Here is a 19,816-nt window from a genome sequence, read left to right on the forward strand (position 1 = left end):
TCCGATCATGGGTCGACCGAGTCATGGTGAAGGCGACGACTTGTCCGGGCATGAGTGCCGAAATAGAATGCTCGCGCGCCTCGTGCTCAGCCATCGGCTGCCGTGCACATTGAGCGACCAACTTGGCGCGACGAATAAAAAGGGCTGCCGACCGGACCTGTTCGACGGCAGCCAAGTTACCCAAGGAGTATGAGCAGGGAAAAAGTCCGTACGCGGAGAACGGATCGTGGTCCAACCTTGAAGACCACTTCGGGCAATGACTAGCTCGCTCGATCTTCCTGACGTTATAACCACAGTCACTGACAACGTGCACGAAGCAGTGTGTGGAAGAGTTCATTAGTCGACAACACATCCCACTGGTGGATTGTCGCACCTTAACCAGGTGACACAACCTCCTTGGCGAACTGTTAAAGTTGGATCGACCACGATAAATCTTGGTTGAAGTCCATTTCCAATCGACCCGCATGGTCTTTTCACAATCCAAATCCTGGCCTTCCACGCCGTTCACCCCCAAACTCGTTAGAGTGGTCAGCGCAACAGGCCCCGAGCGATGACTGGTCGACACTACGCTCAGTTCCGCCCGACAAGCAGCCGCTCCAGCCCGTACAGCCGGTCGATCACAACCATGAACAGCAGCGTGATGAAGATGATGATGACGGATGCCGCGCAGATTGAGGGATCAAGCCCCCAGGTGACACGGTCAAACAACCACACCGGCAGTGTCCGCGCGCTGGTGGACGCGACGAAGATGGAAATGGTCAGCTCGTCGAAACTTAGCAGGAACGCCATCAGCCAAGCGCCGGTGATGCCGGCCATCAACTGAGGCACGGTTATTCGCCAGAAGACCTTGATCGGTGTCGCGCCAAGGGAGAGGGCCGCGAGAGGCAAGGTCTTGTCCCCGCCCACCACGGCTGCAAAAAGGATCCGCACCACGAAGGGCGTGATGACGATGACATGACAGACTACCAGCGCGGCGATCGTCCCGTTCCAGCCGATATGAGTCATGAAGCGTAAGAAGGCGATGCCCATCACGATCGCCGGAACGGGAATCGGCGACAAAAGAAAGGCGTTGACGGCCTCCCGTCCGGGAAATCTGTAGCGCCCCAGCGCCATGGCCGCAGGAACGCCAATTATGATCGAGAGGCTCGCCGTCAACGTCGCCACCCGCACGCTAAGCCATAGCGAGGCGAGGAACGCCTGGTCTGCAAGCACAGCCTTGAACCAGCGCAGGCTCAAGCCGCTCCATGGCAGCGTAATATATTCCTCCCGCGCAAAGGCGACAAGGGACACGACGATGAGCGGTGCCATCACGAATAGGATAAGTAGGGTGTGAAAAGCCAACGCCAGAGGGCCATTGCGTATCATCTGGATTGCTCCACCATTATGACCAGCGTTGAATCCGCCTGTCCGCCAGACGGTTGTAGGTGACCAAGGTGACGAGCGTGAAGACGAGAAGCACGAGCGCGAGGCTGGCGCCAAGCGGCCAGTTGAGCGTGCCCGTGAACTCCTCATAGACAGCGGTCGAGACCACCTTGAAGCGGCGTCCACCCATGATCGCCGGGGTGGCGAAAGCGCTGGAGGCTAGCGAGAAGACGATCAGTGAACCCGACAGGAGGCCCGGCAGCGCCACCGGCACGACGATGCGGAAGAAGACCGCAGTCCCGCCGGCGCCGAGCGAATGGGCGGCGCTTATAATCGAGTCCTTCTGCTTTTGCAGCGCGGTCCAGATGGGGATGACCATGAAGGGCAGGAGCACATGCGTGAGCCCGAGAACAATGGCAGGCATGGAATAGAGGAACTGGATACGGCTCTCGACCACGCCCACCGATAGAAGCGCCGTATTGACCAGGCCACTATTGCCGAGGAGGATGAGCCATCCAGTCGTTCGCACTACAAGCGAGATAAGCAGCGGCCCCAAGATGGCGAGAAGAAAGATGGAACGCCAGGGCGAGCGCATCCGCGACAGGATGTAGGCCTCTGGCATGCCCAGCACGGCTGTGCCGACCGCCGTCAGGACGCCGACCAGGATCGTATTGAGATAGAGCTCGTGGTAATAACCGTCCGTCAGGATTTCCAGATAGTTGGCAAACGTGAAGGTGGGGATGATGCCTTCAAGGCTGCTGTAGGTGTAAATGCTCAGAAGGGCGATCATCACCATCGGCACCAGGTAGAAGGCGACAAACAGCCCGACCGCCGGCACGCACAAAGCGAGCGCGAACATGGTTGTCTTGTGGCGGCTCATGCTGCTGTCTCCGGCAGGAGATGTGCGTGCGCGGGGAGCCAGACGAGCGAGACCTCGGCCCCTTCGGTGCGCGGAGTTTCGATGTTGTTCTGCTCGCATACGAGCAATGTACCGAAAGCTTCGGTCTGCACCTGGTAGAGCCACGTATTGCCGAGCAGCACACGGGTCGTAATGCGGCCGCCAGCAAAACCTTTCCCATCGACGAAGGTGATCTTCTCAGGCCGAACGCTTAGGAGACCTCTTTGGTGGACCCAGCCCGGCGCCCTCACCTTGAACCGAGCATCGCCAACGCGAACCTCGATCAGATCTTCACCTATTCTTTCCGTTTCCGCTGCCAGGAAATTGGTTTTTCCAAGGAAGTTTGCCACGAAAGCCGTAGCCGGCCGCTCGTAGCTTTCCCATGGGCGGGCGCACTGGACGATGCGGCCACAGTTCATAACCGCAATACGATCGCTCAGCGCCATCGCCTCGGTCTGATCATGCGTCACAAGAATGGTGGTGATACCCAGTTTGCGCTGCAGCATCTTGAGCTCGATCTGCATGTCCTCGCGCAATTTCGCGTCAAGGTTCGACAACGGTTCGTCGAGGAGGAGGATTTTGGGCTCGATCACCAACGCACGGGCAAGAGCCACACGCTGCTGCTGGCCGCCGGAGAGTTCCTTCGGATAGCGCCCAGCAAAGGGAGCAAGGTGGACGAGTTCAAGTGCTCGTGCCACACGCTCCCTACGCTCGGAAACGGGAACCCGCCGCATCTCCAACCCGAAGGCGACGTTCTTCTCTACCGTCATGTGGGGAAACAACGCATAGTTCTGGAAGACAATGCCGATGTCGCGCCTGTTAACCGGGACGCGCGTTAGGTCGTGCCCCTCGATCAGGATTTGGCCGGCGCTCGGCTCCAAAAAGCCGGCGATCATGTGGAGTGTCGTGGTCTTGCCGCATCCCGATGGGCCGAGAAGGGCGACGAACTCGCCCTTCTCAACATCCAGCTTGAGGTTCTCGACGGCTACGAAACCACCGAAGCACTTTTGAATACCGACAATCTGAAGGAAAGCCATTCCGCCTCCAGCCTTTCTCTCTATTAATATCGGAAGGTCTAGCGTTCTATCTCGCGGTTCCAGCTGCGGGTCCACTCGGGGCGGAACTCGGCTATGACATCCGAATCGACCGGCAATGCCTTTTGCGAATCCTCCGCGGAGACGAGAATGTCGGTTCCCGCCTCGAGCTTCAGCGCCCGCAGCGTGGGTCCGTATCCGACCTTCGCGTAGATCCGCTGGGCCGCCTCGCTCGTCATCAGCTTCACGAGTTCGAGCGCTGCCTTGGCATTCTTTCCACCCTTGACAACACACAGTCCGTTGAAATCGACGGTTGTGCCCTCTTCGGGAACCACGAACTCGATCGGAAGCCCGGCATCGACGAGCTGCTTGGCCCCGACATTGCTCCAGGTGGTGATCGCAATCTCCTGCGCCTGCAGCATTTCCGGGATCTGCGTCGTGGATTCGAGGAAGGAGACAACGTTCAGTGCCACCTTCTTCATCGCCTCCAATCCCGGTTCGATATTTTTCTCACCGCCGCCATTGGCGCGCGCCAGAAGAATGAGCGTGGCGAGCCCATAGCCGTTGCCGATAGTAGCAAGTGACAGATGTCCGGAAAATTCCGGCCGGGCAAGATCGTTCCAGGAGACCGGCGCCTCCCATCCCTCCTTCGCGAAGATTTCCGTATTGTAGACGATGCCGTGGTAGCCGAAGCCGATGCCGACCGCATGGCCGTCTATTACGGCCATCGGTTCGAAGGTCTGCGTGAATTCGGCCGGCAGCGCTTCGCAGAAGCCGCGCTTGACCGCCTGTTTCATCACCGGACTGTCGAGCATGACGACATCCAGCTCTTGGTTGCCCTGCTGCGCCTGCAGGCGCGAGAAATGATTGACGGACGTCCCGGCAATGACTTCGACTTTGACGCCTTGCTCCTGCTCAAATTTTGGCAGCAGGCTCTCAGAGAGCAGGCCCATGGTCCTGCTGCTAGCACTGCCGATCGCCAAGCGATCCTGTGCGAAGCTTGCGGAACTGAGCATCGCAGCCGAAAAGACTGCAGTAATAGTCCAAAATTTAGCTTTCATTTTCCCCTCCGTTTACGGGCGCACGCAGTCCCGTTCTGTTCCCATGTAAGCTTTCGGTACAAAGCGGCTCATCCCTTCATTCCGGCTGTTCCGCAGCACGCTGCAGGATATCCTTGACACTCTCCTCGGCGAGGAGGCCTTCGGCTATCGCCGCAGCTATAAAAGTGCGGCCGTCCCGTTCGGCGGCGCGTACGATCCGCGACGTCTTCGCATAGCCGAGCTGTTCCACGAAAACAGTCGCGATAGCCGGTGATGCGAGCAGGTTAGCATAGGAGCGCTGCTCGTCCGCTGCGAGCTCTTCGATACAACGGTCGCAGAACGGCCCATAGGCCGCCGTCATCTTCTCCAGGCTGTCGAATACGGCACGCGCCATCGCGCCTTCGTAGTGATTTATCTCGAGCTGCCCGCTTTGAGCGGCTAGCGCCACCGTCGCATCGTTGCCGTGCACGACGAACGCCATCTGATGAACAAGCATGGGCATCACCGGATTGATCTTGCCGGGCATGATGGAGGATCCGGCCTGGGCCGGCGGCAACCGAATTTCTCCCAAACCGCTGGTGCCGCTGCCGAGGATGACCAGATCCGCCCCGATCTTGCCGACGATCTGGGCGCAGGCACGCAATTCAGACGAGAAGCGCGCGATCTGGTCGGCGTTCTGGAGACCGTCGAAAAAATCCCGCGCCTGCCGAACCTCTAAGCCGAGCATCTCCGACAAGACCGGGCAGATGTTTTTCCGGTAATAGGCCGAGGAGCCTAATCCCGTTCCAATCGCAGTCGCACCCAGCGGAAGAACGAGAAGTGCCGCACGCCGTTCGGCCAAAGACGAACGGGCGCGCTCCACCGCATTTGCATAGCCGCCAAAGGCCTGCCCGAGGAACATGGGCTGCGCGGGCTGCATGCAGGTGCGCCCGACGCGAAGCACACCTGCCAGTTCGGCTGATTTCCTGCGCAGCGCTACCGACAGACGATCGAGCACTTCAAGCAGCGGCCCCGACATCGCGTAAGCCGCCAGCTTAATTGCCGCCGGATAAACGTCGTTGGACGACTGCCCCAAATTGACATGATCGTTGGGATGAATGACGTCGTAACGGCCGGGCTCGCTGCCGGCAATCTGCAATGCCCGGTTAGCGATCACCTCGTTCATGTTCATATTCGACGAGGTGCCGCCCGAGCCCTCCAGGATCGGCACGAGCAGATCCGCATGCGTTCCCGAGGCGATAATTTCGTCGCAGGCGCGGACGATCGCGGAGGCTACGTCACCGCCAAGCGTGCCGCCGCGCTCATTGACGAGCGCTGCCGCCTTCTTGATCTGCGCCAGCGCGCGCACGAAATCGGGATAACGTCCGATCGGAGCCCCGCAGGAGCTGAAATTGACGAGAGCCCGGGTCGTGTTGATCCCCAGCAGGCGCTCCTTCGCGATCCGTACCGAACCTAGAACATCGCTTTCGACACTGTAACGTCCTTCGACACTCTTCGCTCCCGCGTTCTCGACTATTTCAGCCATGAACCGCCTCTCAATCTCGCAATCACGGAAAAGTTCCCACTGGAGAGAGACTAAAGAAACTGGCTTCTATGGCATACCTCAGAAAAATTTATGTCGCCCAGGTACCCGAGAATCAGCACTCGTCGTCGGCGAGGCGCAAGGTGCGATCAGCGATCTTGGTGCGCGCCTTTAGCCATGGCGCCTTGACGAACAGGCCTTCCTGCCCCTTGAGCTTGATGCTGTTGGAGACTCGGACGGCGACCGTCTTGGGCAAATTTCCCAGTTCGCCCTTCCGCGCGAGTAGATACATGGAGCGCTGCTGTTCCGGGCTAAGCGGGGCAATGATTAGATTGTCTGCTTGCCTGATAGCGGACATCAGACAAAGAGGAGAGGAAATCGCCCATCCAACACCTGCTCTCACCGTGTCGAGCAGCGGTTCGGAGACGTCGACCTCGAACAACCGGGGCGGGTTCACCCGCATGCGCCGGAGGTGGCGCTCGATCTGACTGCCGATATTTGAACGAGCGCTGTAGCGGATAAGGGGTGCGTGATCTGCAAGAACGTTCAGCGGGGCGCCCACCATAGATTCCATCGATTTCGGCAGCACCAGAACAAATGGCTCCCGCACAACTTCGTAGCGGTCGACATGCTCCAAATCGGGCATCGGATCGGAGGTGATGATTACATCGGCGCGACGGTCAAGAAAAGCCTCACGCTGCGCTGGAGCAAGACCCGCCCATATTGAAAGGGATTGCGTGACCGGCTCCAAAAATAGGACCAGATCGCTCGCCACAAGCCCCACGACACTGTCGACTATGCCAATGTGAAGCTCAGGGTACCGGTGACCTGCCTGTCGCACATTCGACGTCATTGCGCGTGCGTTATCTATCAGCTGCTCCGCTGAGCTTCGCAGAACTTTGCCCGCCGGCGTGAGCTGAAGAGGTCGCAGATTGCGATCGAACAGTGGCGCGCCGAAGGTCTTTTCCAGAGCTGAAATAACATGCGAGACCGCAGGCTGCGTGAGCCCGGCGCGCTGTGCGGCTTCCGTCATCGAGCCGGTCTGACAGACGTCGAGAAAGAGACTGAGGTGCTTCAGCTCGAAATCGAACCCGTTCTTTCGCTTCATCGACTTACCGCCCCTTCGAGCCAACGGCCTTGGCTTGCGTTATATCACAGCCGGCCCGGGATCGCCCGTTGCGACACTTTAGATTAGGCTATTTTATATTCCGGATTAGCGGCGCCGTGAGCAATAGTGTTCCTGTAATCGCAAAAGGAGGCCCGGTAAACTTGAACGGAATTCTCATTCGCCTGAAGGAGACGAAACGCAAACCCGTGCCCATCCTAGTGGACGGCGAGGAGATCGCCGCCCTGAAAGGCGACACGGTGCTGACGGCCGTGCTGACGCATAGGGCTGCATTGCGCGAAACTGAATTCGGTGCCGAGCCCCGCGCCGGGTTTTGCTTGATGGGCGCCTGCCAGGATTGCTGGGTCTGGAGCGAGGATTTGCAGAGAATCCAGGCCTGCACCACCCAGGTTAGTGAGGGATTGTCGGTCAAAACCCGCAATCCGGCCCTGCCGTGAGAAGAGTCGTAATTGTCGGAGCAGGACCGGCCGGTATCCGCGCCGCGGAACGGCTGGTCGACGCGGGACTCGAACCTGTCATCGTTGACGAGAACGCCGCCGACGGCGGTCAGATCTACCGCCAGCAGCCAAAAAATTTCCGTCGTAATTATGAACAACTCTATGGCGACGAGGCCGCAAAAGCCAGACGGTTGCACCAGGCCTTCCAATCCATTAGGCCGAAGGTCGACTATCGCGCATGTACGCTTGTCTGGGGTCTTGCGGAAAACACGCTGCACATCAGTTCTGGAGTGCGGACGGCGGAGCTTTCCTTCGACGCGCTTATCCTGGCAACGGGTGCGACGGATCGGCTGATGCCGATCCGCGGCTGGACGCTTCCCGGTGTCTTCTCCATGGGCGGCGCGCAGATCGCGCTAAAAACCCAAGGTTGTAGCATCGGTCGAAGCACCGCGCTCATCGGCACCGGGCCACTCATGTATCTGCTCGCCTACCAATATCTGAAGGCAGGGGCGAAGCTCGTCGGCATCTTTGACACATCGCCCTTTTCAAACCAGTTGCTGAGCCTCCCGAACCTTCTTTCAAGTCCGCGCACGCTGGCGTTAGGTGCGAAATACCGGCTGGCGCTTCTCCACAACGGCATTCTTGTTCAGTCGGGCATCTTGCCGGTGGCGTTCGAGGGTTCGCGCAAGGTGGAAGCGTTCGTCTATCGGGATAGACGCGGAAAGACGCAGCGCGTCGCTTGCGATGGCGCGGCTATCGGCTTCAGCCTGCGCAGCGAGACGCAGCTCGCCGACCTCGCCGGCGTACCCTTCGCATTCGATCCGCTCACACGGCAGTGGCTGCCGGAATGCGAACTCAACGGCCGCACACGACGCGGTGATATCTATCTCGCCGGCGACGGAGCTCGCATCGGCGGGGCCGACGTCGCGGAGATCACCGGGAGACTGGCTGCCGACAGCCTTCTCGAAGATTTGGGGCTCTCGATCGACCATGAACGGCGCGAAGGAGACCTCCGCACATTGAGCCGCTGGGCCCGCTTCCGGCGAGGGATTGAGGAGGCGTTCCCCTGGCCACATATGCTTGTGCAAGCCGTACCCGACGACGTGGTGGTCTGCCGCTGCGAATCCATCACCGCGGGCGAGCTGCGCCGCAGTATCGAACTCAGCGCGGGCGACATCAACCGCGCCAAGGCTCTATGCCGGTTCGGCATGGGCCGCTGCCAAGGCCGGTATTGCGGCTCGGCCGGCGTCGAGATTCTGGCAGGCCACATGAATTTACCGGTTTCCGCCGTCGGTCGGCTGCGTCCGCAGGCGCCGCTCAAGCCGTTTCATTGCGAGGACGAGGAGGCGCACCTATGAGGCACTTCGATGTCATCATAGTCGGCGGCGGTATCATGGGGTGCTCGACCGCACTGCATCTGATGCGCGCCGCACCGGGCATTAAGGTGGCCCTTGTCGAGCGCGGCTTGTGTGGCACCCAGGCGAGCGGCGTCAATTTCGGCAATGTGCGCACCAATGGCCGCCCGACGTCGCAGATACCCCTCTCGCTCCGCTCGCGCGATATTTGGTGGAGAATCGAGGACTTGATCGGAAACAACGGCGAATATAAGCAAACCGGCGCGCTCAAGGTCGCTTTTCACGAAAATCATCTGGCGGAGATCGAAGGCCACGTCAAAGACGCGCGCGACGGCTTTGGCCTCAAAACCGAACTGCTGGGTCGGAAACGCCTGCGCGAGTTTTTTCCCTGGATCAGCGAGGACGCTTTGGGCGCGCGATACTCTCACGACGACGGTGTCGCCAACCCACGCCTCGTGGCCGCCGCGTTCGGCGGCGCCGCGAAGCGGGCGGGCGTGCACGTGCATGAGCATTTCGAGGTCTCATTCGCGGGAAAGAACGGTGAACACTTCGGCGTTGAATCAAGCGAGGGCCGGACGATTGTGGCTCCGTTGCTTGCCAACTGCGCGGGGGCTTGGGGTGGACTGTTCGCCCGGTGGTTCGGCGAGGCGGCGCCCATAGAGGCGAAGGGACCGCAGATGGGTGTGACGGAGCCCCTGCCCTATTTCATCGTGCCTAGCACCTCGACCGTGAACAGCCCGATCTACCTGCGCCAGGTGGAGCGCGGCAATATCGTCTTCGGCGGCGGGCCGCGCGCGAGGGTGGATCTCGAAGCCGTCCGGCATTTCTCCCTGCCCGAAAACCTTGCGCGCCAGACCACCCTCCTCGCCAAGCTCGCGCCGGCACTCAAGGCGGCGCGAGTAATCCGCGGATGGAGCGGCATAGAAGGATATCTGCCGGACGGCCAGCCGGTGCTCGGCCCAAGCAGGACGACGCGCGGGTTGGTGCACGCCTTCGGCTTCTGCGGCAGCGGCTTTCAACTGGGGCCGGGCGTGGGCGCGGTGGTTGCGGAGCTGCTGCTTCAGGGCAAGACCAAGACTCCTATTGCGGCCTTTGAAATCGGTCGTTTCACCGCAGTCACCGGACATACAAGCAAAGCGGAGGGGAACGCCTGATGGGGTATTGGACCGAGGTGCGCATCGAGGTTTTCAGGCGTGATACCACTGGGGTAGCAAATGTAGTTCATTTCAACAATGCGGGCGCATCCCTGATTCCCGACCCGCTCTATGAGACCGTGATCCGCCACCTAGAGCCACATGGGCAGAAGGGTGGATATGAGGCTGCAGCTCTGGCTTCCGACTTAAACGATGCGGTGCCAAATAGCCTCATGCACTCGATCGGGGCATCGCCGCAGGAGATTGCGGTGATCGACAGCGCCACGCGCGCGTGGACCACCGTCTTCACCGCCCTTTCCTACACTCCGGAGCAACGCATCCTGACCACGCGGTCGGGATATGCAAGCAACTACATCGTCTATCTCCAGGCAGACTTCGGCATCAAGATCCAGTTAGTCCCTGAAGGGGAGGACGGAACGATCTCCATCCGTCGCTCGGAACAAATGCTCGGCAGGGAAGTCGCGCTTGTCTCGCATGACCACCTCCCGAGCCATGACGGGCTCGTCCACAATGCGGCAGCGGTCGGGCGTCTCACGTGTGCGGCGGGCCTGCCCTTCCTCCTCGACGCCTGCCAGAGCGTGGGGCAGATGCCGATCGATGTGCGGGAGATCGACTGCGACATGACCGCCACGGGCCGAAAGTTCCTGCGCGGACCGCGCGGCACGGGCTTACTCTATATGCGCGCAGGGCTAGCCGAAACACTGGTGCCTTGGCACGCCGATGTGCAGCGCGCAGACTGGCTTCCCTCCATCGACCGCTATCCTCTTAAACCCGGCGCCCGGCGATTCGAGCAATGGGAGGCGAACCATGCGGCCCGGCTGGGGCTTGGGGCTGCGGACCGATTACGCGCAGGCGATTGGTCTCGACAATATCTGGCAACGCGTCGAGCATCTGGCCCGACTGCTGCGTCTAGAGCTGGCGCGCATTCCCGGCGTCACCGTGCGCGACCGCGGTACGGTGTAGAGTGGCATCGTCACCTTCACGGTCGAAGGGTCCGACCCCTTCCACTTGCAGGCACGGATGCGGGCCGACGGCATCAATGTCTCGGTCCCCAAGGCCCGTTCGGCACGCTTCGATTGCGAAGGACAGGATCACGAGGCGCGGGCCCGCGCCTCCATCCACTACTACAACACTGAAGACGAGATCGGCCACCTCATCCGCTGGATCGAGCGTGACCTCTCGCGGCGATAGAGGCATATCATGGAAGAATTTTATCTCGACATCGGTGGTGAGCAGCGGCAAGCGGAGAGCCACGCCACCTTTGAGTCGGTGAGCCCGGTGACCGGTGAGCCGTGGGCGCGCATCGCCCGCGCATCGCCGGCCGATGCGTTGGACGCGATTCAGGCTGCGGCCGATGCCTGGAAACGATGGCGGCGAACGTCCGGCTTCGAGCGAGCGCGGCTGATGCGGCATTTCGCCGACCTCATTCACCAGAACAGGGAAGAGCTTGCCCAGGCGGAAACACGCGGCAACGGCAAGACGCTGTCTGAAACGCGCGGACAAGCTGCATCACTCGGCGGCTATTTGCACTACTATGCAGGGCTGGCCGACAAGCTCGAGGGAAAGGTGATCCCGGTCGAGGATCCGCATGCTCACGTCTATGCACAGTGGGAGCCGCTCGGCGTCTGCGCCCTTATCCTCCCCTGGAACTCACCCCTTCCTCTCGCCGTCCAGAAGCTGGCGCCCGCGCTTGCTGCCGGCAATTGCGTGGTCATTAAGCCATCAGAATTCACCTCCACCTCGATCGCACATTTGATGAACCTTGTGCGTCAGGCCGGTTTCCCGCCGGGCGTGGTGAACGTCGTGACCGGTTTCGGTGACGAGATCGGAGAAGCGTTGATTGCGGCTGACGAGACCGCGCTCGTCTCTTTCACAGGCGGCAGCGTCGCGGGAGCAGCCGTTGCCGCTACGGCCGGACGGGCGCTTAAGCGCGTGACGTTGGAACTTGGCGGTAAATCCCCGCAGATCGTCTTCGCGGACGCGAATCTCGACAATGTCGTCCAAGGTATCGTTCAGGGCATCTTCGCCTCGGGCGGCCAGAGCTGCATTGCAGGCTCCCGGTTGCTCGTGGAGGAAAGCATACATGGTGCGTTGGTGAACCGTCTCGTAGAGACGGCTGCGACGCTGCGGATCGGCGATCCGCTGCACAATGGCACGCAGATTGGCCCGCTGGCGAACAAACCGCATTTTGAGCGCGTGCTCGGCTATTTTGACACCGCGAAGGAGGATCGTGCCGAATGCGTCATTGGCGGGAAACAGTATCTCATAGGCGATTGTGCCCACGGCTTCTTCGTCGAGCCGACGATCTATACAGGCGTCACCGCTGACATGCGGATCGCACAGGAGGAGATCTTCGGGCCGGTACTCTCGGTACTAACCTTTGCTGACGAAAACGAAGCGCTGGAGCTCGCCAATGACAGCCGATATGGCCTCGCCGCGGGAATTTGGACGCGAGACGGCGCCCGCGCGCAGCGCCTTGCGCGCGGCCTCCAGGCGGGAATGGTCTGGGTCAATAGCTATCGAACCTGGTCAATCGCCATGCCTTTCGGCGGTGTCAAGCGGTCAGGCATCGGCCGCGAGGGCGGTACGGCAATGATCCACGACTACATGCAGCAGAAATCCGTATGGATGAACACCAGTAGCAGTTTTGCTTCGCCGCTGCTTGCGTCGGCCGCCTCGGAGTAAATGGAATGACCGGCTTTAGCGAGACCCTGGCCGGTTGGGTCAGGGCCGATCTCTCTTTTTCCGATCCCGTGGCCGAGATAGTTCGGCTATCCTATATAGATACCGTAGCCTGCATGGCGGCCGGATCGGGAGGCCAGGCGGTAGATGCAGTCATCGCTTCGGGCGCAGCGCTTTCTTCCGGCAGGATTCCCGTGGCGGGCCGCAAGCAGCGCCTCGGGCTCGACTGGGCGGCACTTGCCAATGGCGCGGCCGCCCATGTGCTCGATTATGATGACAATCTCGAACCCGCCCTCGGCCATGCAAGCGCCGTGCTCGTACCAGCTCTGCTCAGCTCAGCCTGCCATTTCAGCGGCACGGGGCAAGACCTGATCGAAGCCTATATCGTAGGCATCGAGGTGATGTCGCGCCTTGGTTTGGCGATGAACATGCGTCACTACGACACCGGCTGGCATTCTACATCCACCCTCGGCGCGCCGGCTGCCGCAGCGGCCGTGGCGAAGCTCCTCAGGCTCAGTTCCGAGCAAACGCTCCATGCGATTTCCATCGCCAGCAGCATGGCGGGCGGAAGCAAGATCCAATTTGGTACGACGACAAAGCATCTCCATGCGGGTCTGGCGGCAAGGGCTGGTATCGCCTCCGCCATGCTCGCGCGTTGCGGGGCGCGGGGCGCGCGAGAAGCAATCGAAGGCGCCTGGGGGATGCATGGGCTTATGCAGGGCAACAGCAATGGCGGAATGGCGGCGGCGCTAGAAGGACTCGGCTCGGAGCTGATGATTACCAGATATGGACTCATGCGGAAACTCTACCCCTGCTGCGCTGCCGCTCACCGCGCAATCGATGGAGCCATTGAATTCAGCCGCGAGTTCGCCCCATCGCACCCATCGGTCGAAAGGATCGAAATCAGGCTCGCCAAAATCCAAGTACAGAATCTTCGCTATGAGAACCCACGCACCCCCCATGAGGCGCGTTTCAGCCTTCACTACTGCTTCGCCTCAGCACTTCTTGACGGCCGGCTGGGGCCGGAGGCGTTCACACCCGATGCTCTGGAGCGATCAGACGTGCGCCGGTTGTCGACGCGGATCGATATGCTCGAGGATCCAGACCTCCACGGAAACCTGCCGCCGGACGCCGTCACGCCGGCAACAATCACGGTGCGCCTTTCCGATGGAAGCATACACAAGAAGAGAATCGATTTTCAGCGGGGACACGGCTTGAACCCACTTTCCGAAACCGAGGTTCGGCAGAAATTTCTTGCACTCGTGGGACCAGTCCTCGGCGGACCACGATCGGAAAAGCTCTACCGATGCCTCGGAAATATCGAAAGGCTAGACCGGGCCGCCGACATACTCGAGCTGGCCCGCGCCTGACACGTCGTCGCGGCTTATAAACTGCGGAACCACTCGGAGCGGTGGATTTCGTGCATCTCGACCACTCGGCTCCTGCACAGTTCCTTTGTCCCCTTCATCCTGAAGCCGATTTTTTCGAGCACGCGTCGGGAGGCGACATTCAGCGGGTTGGTGGTCGCGATCAAGCGGTTGAAGGCGTAGTCCTTGAAGCCTATCTCCACCAGGGCACGTGCGATCTCCGACGCATAGCCCCGCCCCCATATCGAGGGATCGAGCATGTAGTTCACCTCGACCGCATCAGAGTGTGCAACGAAAAAAAAGCCGGCGCGTCCGACGAACCGTCCACTCTCGTGGCCGAAGACCGCATAGGGGCCGTAACCGCGCTCGCGCCACTGCTCCTTGCTCATCCCGACGATGCGGCGCGCCTGGCCTTGCGGATCGGCGGCGATTTCCGCCGCCCGGGAAAGATAGCGATGGACGTCCGGTTGCTCGATTAGTCGACAATAGTCATCCAGGTGCTCATCACCCAGCGGCGTGAGCAGCAGGCGTACTGTCTTCTTATCCACTCCAAGAGAATTTTCAGGTGTCACGGAGATCTCCTTTAGCACAGGCGTGACTCCGCCAAGCGGCAAAAGAAAGAGATGCCGATCGGCAACAGGGAGTCGTTGAAGTCATACCCCTGGCTGTGTAGGGGCGCGTCGTGTCCGGCATCGTCGGCCTGCCCGAGCCAGACATATGCGCCGGGTCGGCGTTCGAGCATGAACGCGAAATCTTCCGCTGCCATGGAAGGAACGGGATGCCGGTCTACCTGCAGCCCGATTGCTTCCAGTACCTTCATGGCAAGTTCCGCACAGCACGGATCGTTACGGGTGGAGGGATAGTACCGGTCATAGCTGACCTCCGTTTCCACATCGTTGGCTTCGGCGCAAGCCTTGGCGATCCGGCGGACACCGGCTTCGATTTGATCCCGCACGAGAGGATGATGGCAGCGCGCCGTTCCCGTCAACGTCACTTCCTGGGGGATCACATTGTGGCTCACGCCACCATGGATGCTGCTTACGGTAACCACAGCAGCTTGCGAAGGATCGATCGTGCGGGATCTCACGGCCTGCACCGCGTTCGTGAACTGCGCTGCGGCCAGCAGAGTGTCACCTGTCTTGTGCGGCATGGCGGCATGCCCTCCGCGTCCAAGGAAGGCGATGTCGAAGCGGTCCGCGGCGGCCATCATCGGTCCTGATCCTACCGCGGCCATGCCAAGTGGCAGGTCCGGCCAGTTGTGGACGGCATATATATCGTCGCAGGGAAACTTTTCGAACAATCCCTGCTCAATCATCCGCCGTGCCCCGGCCTTTCCCTCCTCCGCGGGTTGAAGGACGAGGTGCAGCGTGCCGTCATACACCTGTTCCGCCAGCCGCTCTGCCGCTCCGAGAAGCATCGCCATATGCCCGTCGTGACCACAGCCGTGAAACCGTCCCTTATTCCTGGAAGTCCAAGGCAGTTCATTGATCTCATCCATGGGTAGCGCATCCATGTCGGCCCGAAAGGCGATCGAGCGACTAGACGTGCCTTTACGGAGAGAGGCGACGAACCCCGTCTCGGCGATCGGCTCGCTCAGCTGATAACCCCAATTCAGCAGCCGTTCGCGCAAGAAGGCCGCGGTCTCCCACTCTTCATAGGCACATTCCGGGTGCTGGTGCAGTTGTCTGCGCCAGGCTTGCCACTGTTCCTGCAGTATTGAAGAATGCATAGAAGACGCGATCCCGTGTTTCGATGGGGACAACTAAGTACCCGCAGAGCGTCTAATGCGACATATTATTTTGATTGATCGTGGGATACTTCCACCGGCTTGACGCTGGCGTTCACGTGGGCCAGCGCTGCCTGGTATGCCCGTGGCGCGCGCAAGAGGTGGTCAGCTTCGCCGTAGGGCGTCAGCGTATAACCCTTGCAATCAATCAGCGCGGCAAGGTCCTTGTGGGCTGGGCCGGATAGATCGAAATGGTAGCACTCGATCGAGATCTCTTGGATGATCGTCCAGTTTGCCTCAACGATGACATCCGATTCGAAGGCGAGCACGAGCTTGTCAAGATCAGGCAGAAACCTCCGCATTTCCTCTTCTGCGCCCCTGGCGAGCGCAGAGCGAGAATGCACATGATCCTGTATAGCAACATCGTTTACAGCCGTGGTGGTGAATGGGCGGAATTTCAACGCCTTCGCAACTACCCGATCGACTAGCTGTCAGCTTTTTCTGTGGTCATTTCGCTTTTCCTTACATTGGACGCCGGCATACCCGGCGCCATTCTGGCGACCGTCAACAACTACACCGTTTTGGTGCTGACCTTGGCGGCCGTACCTTTTTGAGTTCGGATAGCGCAGTTCGCGCTCGAACAAATCAGCGCACATCTCCTCGAATTCGCCCCAGCTTTTAGAGGCAAGCAATTGGCTTTCGACAACGGACGACACGAAGAAGCACCTTCTATGGCTCGAATATAGTTCGAATGCTGCGAAGGCGGACGAAGCTTTGCGTAGCGTTGACACGACCTATGATGGCTCCTTGCTCGACGTCGGCATCTCGCCCAAAGAGCGACCGATCGGCTCGCCGAGGAGGCATCGCGCCTCGCGCTCAGCCATCGGCTGCCGTGCACCATTGAGCGACCAACTTGGCGCGACGAATAAAAAGGGCTGCCGACGGGACCTGTTCGACGGCAGCCAAGTTACCCAAGGAGTATGAGCAGGAAAAAAGTCCGTACGCGGAGAGCTGATCGTGGTCCAACCTTGAAGACCACTTCGGGCAATGACTAGCTCGCTCGATCTTCCTGACGTTATAACCACAGTCACTGACAACGTGCACGAAGCAGTGTCCAGGCTGACCAGACCTGGACAACGGTTGTCTGGCCAGTGACGTGGAAGAGTTCATTGGTCGACAACACATCCCACTGGTGGATTGTCGCACCTTAGCCAGGTGACACAACCTCCTTGGCGAACTGTTAAAATTGGATCGACCACGATAAATCTTGGTTGAAGCCCATTTCCAATCGACCCGCATGGTCTTATCACAATCCAAATCCTGGCCTTCCACGCCGTTCACCCCCAAACTCGTTAGAGTGGTCAGCGCAACAGGCCCCGAGCGATGACTGGTCGACACTACGCTCAGTTCCGCCCGACAAGCAGCCGCTCCAGTCCGTACAGCCGGTCGATCACAACCATGAACAGCAGCGTGATGAAGATGATGATGACGGATGCCGCGCAGATTGAGGGATCATGCCCCCAGGTGACACGGTCAAACAACCACACCGGCAGTGTCCGCGCGCTGGTGGACGCGATGAAGATGGAAATGGTCAGCTCGTCGAAACTTAGCAGGAACGCCATCAGCCAAGCGCCGGTGATGCCGGCCATCAACTGAGGCACGGTTATTCGCCAGAAGACCCTGAGCGGTGTCGCGCCAAGGGAGAGGGCCGCCAGAAGGGCAACCAAGTCATCCTCCTTCTTAGTCAGAGTGTGTTCTGGTCTGACATTTCGCATGTGTATGCTCCTGTCCATAAGCTTTGCCGCCCGGGCCATAGACCTCCGGATTGGGCGTGTAGCCCGGCCCCACTACCAACGCCTTGCCGGGCATAATCGCTTGGTCGATGTTCGATGTGAGCGTAGTCTCGATTGTCTGCAACACCTTGTCGCGACCATCGAAGATCCGGATTAAGATGGCATAGGGGCGGTCTTTCACGATGCAATACACCGGCGGACTCTCTAGCGAAACCTTCTCCCAGAACGGAAAAATCTTACTGCGAACAATGAAGGGCGCCCCACCGGCCGGGTTCTCGAAGTTTGCCTCGACGAAACTCGGCTCGGGCAGCGGCCCGGTGCGGGCGAGCGTGACTACATATGTCGTCTGCGCCACGCGGTAGTTGGATATAAAGACCTTACCAGAGAGCTTTAGCGGTTCGCCGACTTCTTCCCGCTGGCACCCTGAGAGAGATGCGAATCCAAGTAACAGGACCGAACCGATTGAGATCGGCTTCATTGCGAAACCTCCTTCTTCTTGCGATTGTAGTACCTGTTTGCCTTCACCCGGTTGCCGCAGACGGCCATGTCGCACCAAACCCGGCTACGGTTCTTGCTACGGTCAATGAAAAGCCACCCGCAAATGCCGCATATTTTCATTCGCTCTGGCTGGGGCTCGCATATAAGGCTGAGCGCAGAGTGTGCGGTTGCAGCTTCTAGGGTGTTGCCCGCCGGAGCGGAACGCAGCGCATGAGCGGCTGCCTCAAGAAGCTCCGCGAGATGGCTTCGGCTCGCTTCTCCGCAGACCCGTGCACGAAAATAGGTGTCGATCGCTTCGCGTAGTTCCAAGAATAGCGCCTTGTTCTCGACGGGCACCGGCCGCAGCGGGCCAAACCGCTCGCGCTCCGCGGAAAGCCGGGACGCGGCTTCCGGAAAAGCCGCTAGTTGCTCGGCCACGGCGAAGCGGTCGCGTTGGGCATCCGGGTCGTGCCGCAGGACAACGCTATTCGCCACATCAAGCGCCAGAGCGCCACCAGCAAATCGGTGAGGAGACCAAGAGAAGAACATGGATGAGATTATAACTGGTAAAATGCTTTTTGCTAGTTATAAATGCACCAAGGAGGAACCAATGGCCTACCTGTTGCAACAGCTCCTGAACGCGCTACCCATGGCCGGCCTCTACGCATGCCTCGCCTTTGGGTATTCACTCGCCTTCGGGGTGACAAAGCGACCGGACATCACCTTCGGCGCTCTTGTCGCCTTTGCAGGTCAGGTCTGCCTGCTGTTCACCAACTATGGTTGGAACCATCACTACCTTGTCCTACCAGCCGCTCTCGGCCTCGGCCTTGTCGCGGGGGTCGCATACGCGTCGCTCGCTGGCTTCTGGAATGCGCGCACCGTGATGATGCCGCTACACAAGCGCTCCCCAAACGCCTTGATCGTCGGATCTCTCGGAGTGGTCCTCCTAATTTCGGAGGGCGCGCGTCTGGCGCTCAACACTCGCAACCTCTGGCTGCCGCCTATCGGCCAGCAGTTCGTGGCGCTTTCCGTGATCGAGGGCATGACCGTCGGCCTCACCCGGCTGCAGATCCTTCATGTCGCATTGATGGGAACGATACTCGCAATCGGACATGCGCTGCTGGTCCTGAGTAGGGCAGGACGGTTCTGGCAGGCGGTCAGCCAAGATCATTTGGCTGCCCGCCTCGTTGGGATCGACTCGGATCAAGTGTTCGTGCTGTCGCTTGTTGCGGCGACGCTCATCGCCGCCTTCGGCGGCCTCTCAGCTACCGTACTTTACGGCACGATGGATTTCGGGGCGGGCCTAATGTTTGGACTGAAGGTAGTTCTGGTCGCGGCCGCTGGCGGCTATTCGCGCCCGCTGCAGTCGGCTATGGGTGCCGCAGCCATCGCATTTGCCGAGGCTCTCTGGAGCGCCTACGGGCCGCTGGTCTGGCGTGATGCAATCGTGATCTCCGCGCTGGTATGGCTGCTCGTCGTCAGCCGCCGCGAGAGGATCATCCCGTGAGCTAGATTTGAGATTTCAGGAGGTTGTCCATTTGGACCCTCCGGTGGAGACTGGAGTTACTAGGATCCGGAGGGTCGGAATGAACATCCATCAGAATGCCCGCCTGACGCCGTTTAACCGAGATGTTCGACCGCGTCGGACACCGATCACCAGCGATCGCCAAAAAGGGCAAGTCGCGCAGTGCCGGCAGGGAAGTCGTTCACGCCCCACCGACGATGTCTCGCGCATCGCCTTCAGCCATATCCTGCCCGACGAGCGCAAAGAGAGCGCCGTCGCCTACTATGCAAGCCTGGGCGTTACCGTCACCCGCGCCATGACCGACAACGTCCTAAGAGC

General features: G+C 60.1%; 20 protein-coding genes and 2 pseudogenes. 10 read left to right on the plus strand and 12 right to left on the minus strand.

The window, feature by feature from the left end:
• Nucleotides 1-570: 570 nt before the first annotated feature.
• From ACXAGF_RS23490 to ACXAGF_RS23515, 6 genes are all read right to left on the minus strand, one after another.
• Nucleotides 571-1,365 (minus strand): ABC transporter permease, encoded by a 795-nt coding sequence (locus tag ACXAGF_RS23490; RefSeq protein WP_475019957.1) that lies wholly within the window; start codon nucleotides 1,363-1,365, stop codon nucleotides 571-573.
• 16 nt (nucleotides 1,366-1,381) lie between these two features.
• Nucleotides 1,382-2,242 carry an ABC transporter permease gene (locus tag ACXAGF_RS23495; RefSeq protein ID WP_475019958.1) on the minus strand — a complete coding sequence of 287 codons (861 nt, stop codon included), beginning with the start codon at nucleotides 2,240-2,242 and terminating at the stop codon, nucleotides 1,382-1,384.
• On the minus strand, nucleotides 2,239-3,297 hold the full coding sequence (locus ACXAGF_RS23500; RefSeq protein ID WP_475019959.1) for an ABC transporter ATP-binding protein: 1,059 nt from the start codon (nucleotides 3,295-3,297) through the stop codon (nucleotides 2,239-2,241). Before ACXAGF_RS23500 ends, ACXAGF_RS23495 begins: the two co-directional genes overlap by 4 nt.
• A gap of 38 nt (nucleotides 3,298-3,335) precedes the next feature.
• Entirely contained in the window at nucleotides 3,336-4,355 is a 1,020-nt protein-coding gene (locus ACXAGF_RS23505) for an extracellular solute-binding protein (RefSeq protein ID WP_475019960.1), read from the minus strand.
• 76 nt (nucleotides 4,356-4,431) lie between these two features.
• Complete coding sequence (locus ACXAGF_RS23510; protein ID WP_475019961.1) at nucleotides 4,432-5,859, minus strand: lyase family protein; 1,428 nt, start codon at nucleotides 5,857-5,859, stop codon at nucleotides 4,432-4,434.
• Between the two features lie 112 nt (nucleotides 5,860-5,971).
• On the minus strand, nucleotides 5,972-6,964 hold the full coding sequence (locus tag ACXAGF_RS23515; protein WP_475019962.1) for a LysR family transcriptional regulator: 993 nt from the start codon (nucleotides 6,962-6,964) through the stop codon (nucleotides 5,972-5,974).
• A gap of 161 nt (nucleotides 6,965-7,125) precedes the next feature.
• On the opposite strand from ACXAGF_RS23515, the gene ACXAGF_RS23520 reads away from it, so the two are divergent.
• The 8 genes and pseudogenes from ACXAGF_RS23520 (at nucleotide 7,126) to ACXAGF_RS23555 (ending at nucleotide 13,980) form a co-directional block, all read left to right on the plus strand.
• Nucleotides 7,126-7,419: a (2Fe-2S)-binding protein gene (locus tag ACXAGF_RS23520; RefSeq protein WP_475019963.1), complete on the plus strand. Its 294-nt coding sequence runs from the start codon at nucleotides 7,126-7,128 to the stop codon at nucleotides 7,417-7,419.
• Nucleotides 7,416-8,777 (plus strand): FAD/NAD(P)-dependent oxidoreductase, encoded by a 1,362-nt coding sequence (locus tag ACXAGF_RS23525; RefSeq protein ID WP_475019964.1) that lies wholly within the window; start codon nucleotides 7,416-7,418, stop codon nucleotides 8,775-8,777. The genes ACXAGF_RS23520 and ACXAGF_RS23525 overlap by 4 nt, the downstream gene beginning before the upstream one ends.
• Nucleotides 8,774-9,928: an NAD(P)/FAD-dependent oxidoreductase gene (locus tag ACXAGF_RS23530; protein ID WP_475019965.1), complete on the plus strand. Its 1,155-nt coding sequence runs from the start codon at nucleotides 8,774-8,776 to the stop codon at nucleotides 9,926-9,928. Before ACXAGF_RS23525 ends, ACXAGF_RS23530 begins: the two co-directional genes overlap by 4 nt.
• Nucleotides 9,928-10,704: pseudogene (locus tag ACXAGF_RS23535) on the plus strand (aminotransferase class V-fold PLP-dependent enzyme); the annotation flags it as partial. The gene ACXAGF_RS23530 and the pseudogene ACXAGF_RS23535, both read left to right, overlap by 1 nt.
• Nucleotides 10,705-10,735: 31 nt before the next feature.
• Entirely contained in the window at nucleotides 10,736-10,891 is a 156-nt protein-coding gene (locus ACXAGF_RS23540; RefSeq protein ID WP_475020009.1) for a hypothetical protein, read from the plus strand.
• A 45-nt stretch (nucleotides 10,892-10,936) separates the two neighbouring features.
• On the plus strand, nucleotides 10,937-11,119 hold the full coding sequence (locus ACXAGF_RS23545) for a hypothetical protein (RefSeq protein WP_475020010.1): 183 nt from the start codon (nucleotides 10,937-10,939) through the stop codon (nucleotides 11,117-11,119).
• A 9-nt stretch (nucleotides 11,120-11,128) separates the two neighbouring features.
• Nucleotides 11,129-12,613 (plus strand): aldehyde dehydrogenase, encoded by a 1,485-nt coding sequence (locus ACXAGF_RS23550; protein ID WP_475019966.1) that lies wholly within the window; start codon nucleotides 11,129-11,131, stop codon nucleotides 12,611-12,613.
• Nucleotides 12,614-12,618: 5 nt separating this feature from the next.
• On the plus strand, nucleotides 12,619-13,980 hold the full coding sequence (locus ACXAGF_RS23555) for an MmgE/PrpD family protein (RefSeq protein WP_475019967.1): 1,362 nt from the start codon (nucleotides 12,619-12,621) through the stop codon (nucleotides 13,978-13,980).
• 14 nt (nucleotides 13,981-13,994) lie between these two features.
• On the opposite strand, the gene ACXAGF_RS23560 is transcribed toward ACXAGF_RS23555, so the two are convergent.
• From ACXAGF_RS23560 to ACXAGF_RS23585, 6 genes are all read right to left on the minus strand, one after another.
• Entirely contained in the window at nucleotides 13,995-14,549 is a 555-nt protein-coding gene (locus tag ACXAGF_RS23560; RefSeq protein WP_475019968.1) for a GNAT family N-acetyltransferase, read from the minus strand.
• Between the two features lie 11 nt (nucleotides 14,550-14,560).
• A complete protein-coding gene (locus tag ACXAGF_RS23565) occupies nucleotides 14,561-15,706 on the minus strand; it encodes an amidohydrolase (RefSeq protein WP_475020007.1) in 1,146 nt (381 codons plus the stop codon).
• Nucleotides 15,707-15,771: 65 nt separating this feature from the next.
• Nucleotides 15,772-16,065 carry a hypothetical protein gene (locus tag ACXAGF_RS23570; RefSeq protein ID WP_475019969.1) on the minus strand — a complete coding sequence of 98 codons (294 nt, stop codon included), beginning with the start codon at nucleotides 16,063-16,065 and terminating at the stop codon, nucleotides 15,772-15,774.
• A 1,041-nt stretch (nucleotides 16,066-17,106) separates the two neighbouring features.
• Nucleotides 17,107-17,430: an ABC transporter permease gene (locus ACXAGF_RS23575; RefSeq protein ID WP_475019970.1), complete on the minus strand. Its 324-nt coding sequence runs from the start codon at nucleotides 17,428-17,430 to the stop codon at nucleotides 17,107-17,109.
• Between the two features lie 13 nt (nucleotides 17,431-17,443).
• Nucleotides 17,444-17,974 (minus strand): hypothetical protein, encoded by a 531-nt coding sequence (locus ACXAGF_RS23580; RefSeq protein ID WP_475019971.1) that lies wholly within the window; start codon nucleotides 17,972-17,974, stop codon nucleotides 17,444-17,446.
• Nucleotides 17,971-18,522: a CGNR zinc finger domain-containing protein gene (locus ACXAGF_RS23585; RefSeq protein ID WP_475019972.1), complete on the minus strand. Its 552-nt coding sequence runs from the start codon at nucleotides 18,520-18,522 to the stop codon at nucleotides 17,971-17,973. The genes ACXAGF_RS23580 and ACXAGF_RS23585 overlap by 4 nt, the downstream gene beginning before the upstream one ends.
• A 61-nt stretch (nucleotides 18,523-18,583) precedes the next feature.
• On the opposite strand from ACXAGF_RS23585, the gene ACXAGF_RS23590 reads away from it, so the two are divergent.
• On the plus strand, nucleotides 18,584-19,480 hold the full coding sequence (locus tag ACXAGF_RS23590) for a branched-chain amino acid ABC transporter permease (RefSeq protein ID WP_475019973.1): 897 nt from the start codon (nucleotides 18,584-18,586) through the stop codon (nucleotides 19,478-19,480).
• A gap of 125 nt (nucleotides 19,481-19,605) precedes the next feature.
• Nucleotides 19,606-19,805 (plus strand): annotated as a pseudogene (locus tag ACXAGF_RS23595) (IS481 family transposase); the annotation flags it as partial.
• Nucleotides 19,806-19,816: the final 11 nt, after the last annotated feature.

The sequence above is a fragment of the Mycoplana sp. ABR4_002 genome, from assembly GCF_056159645.1.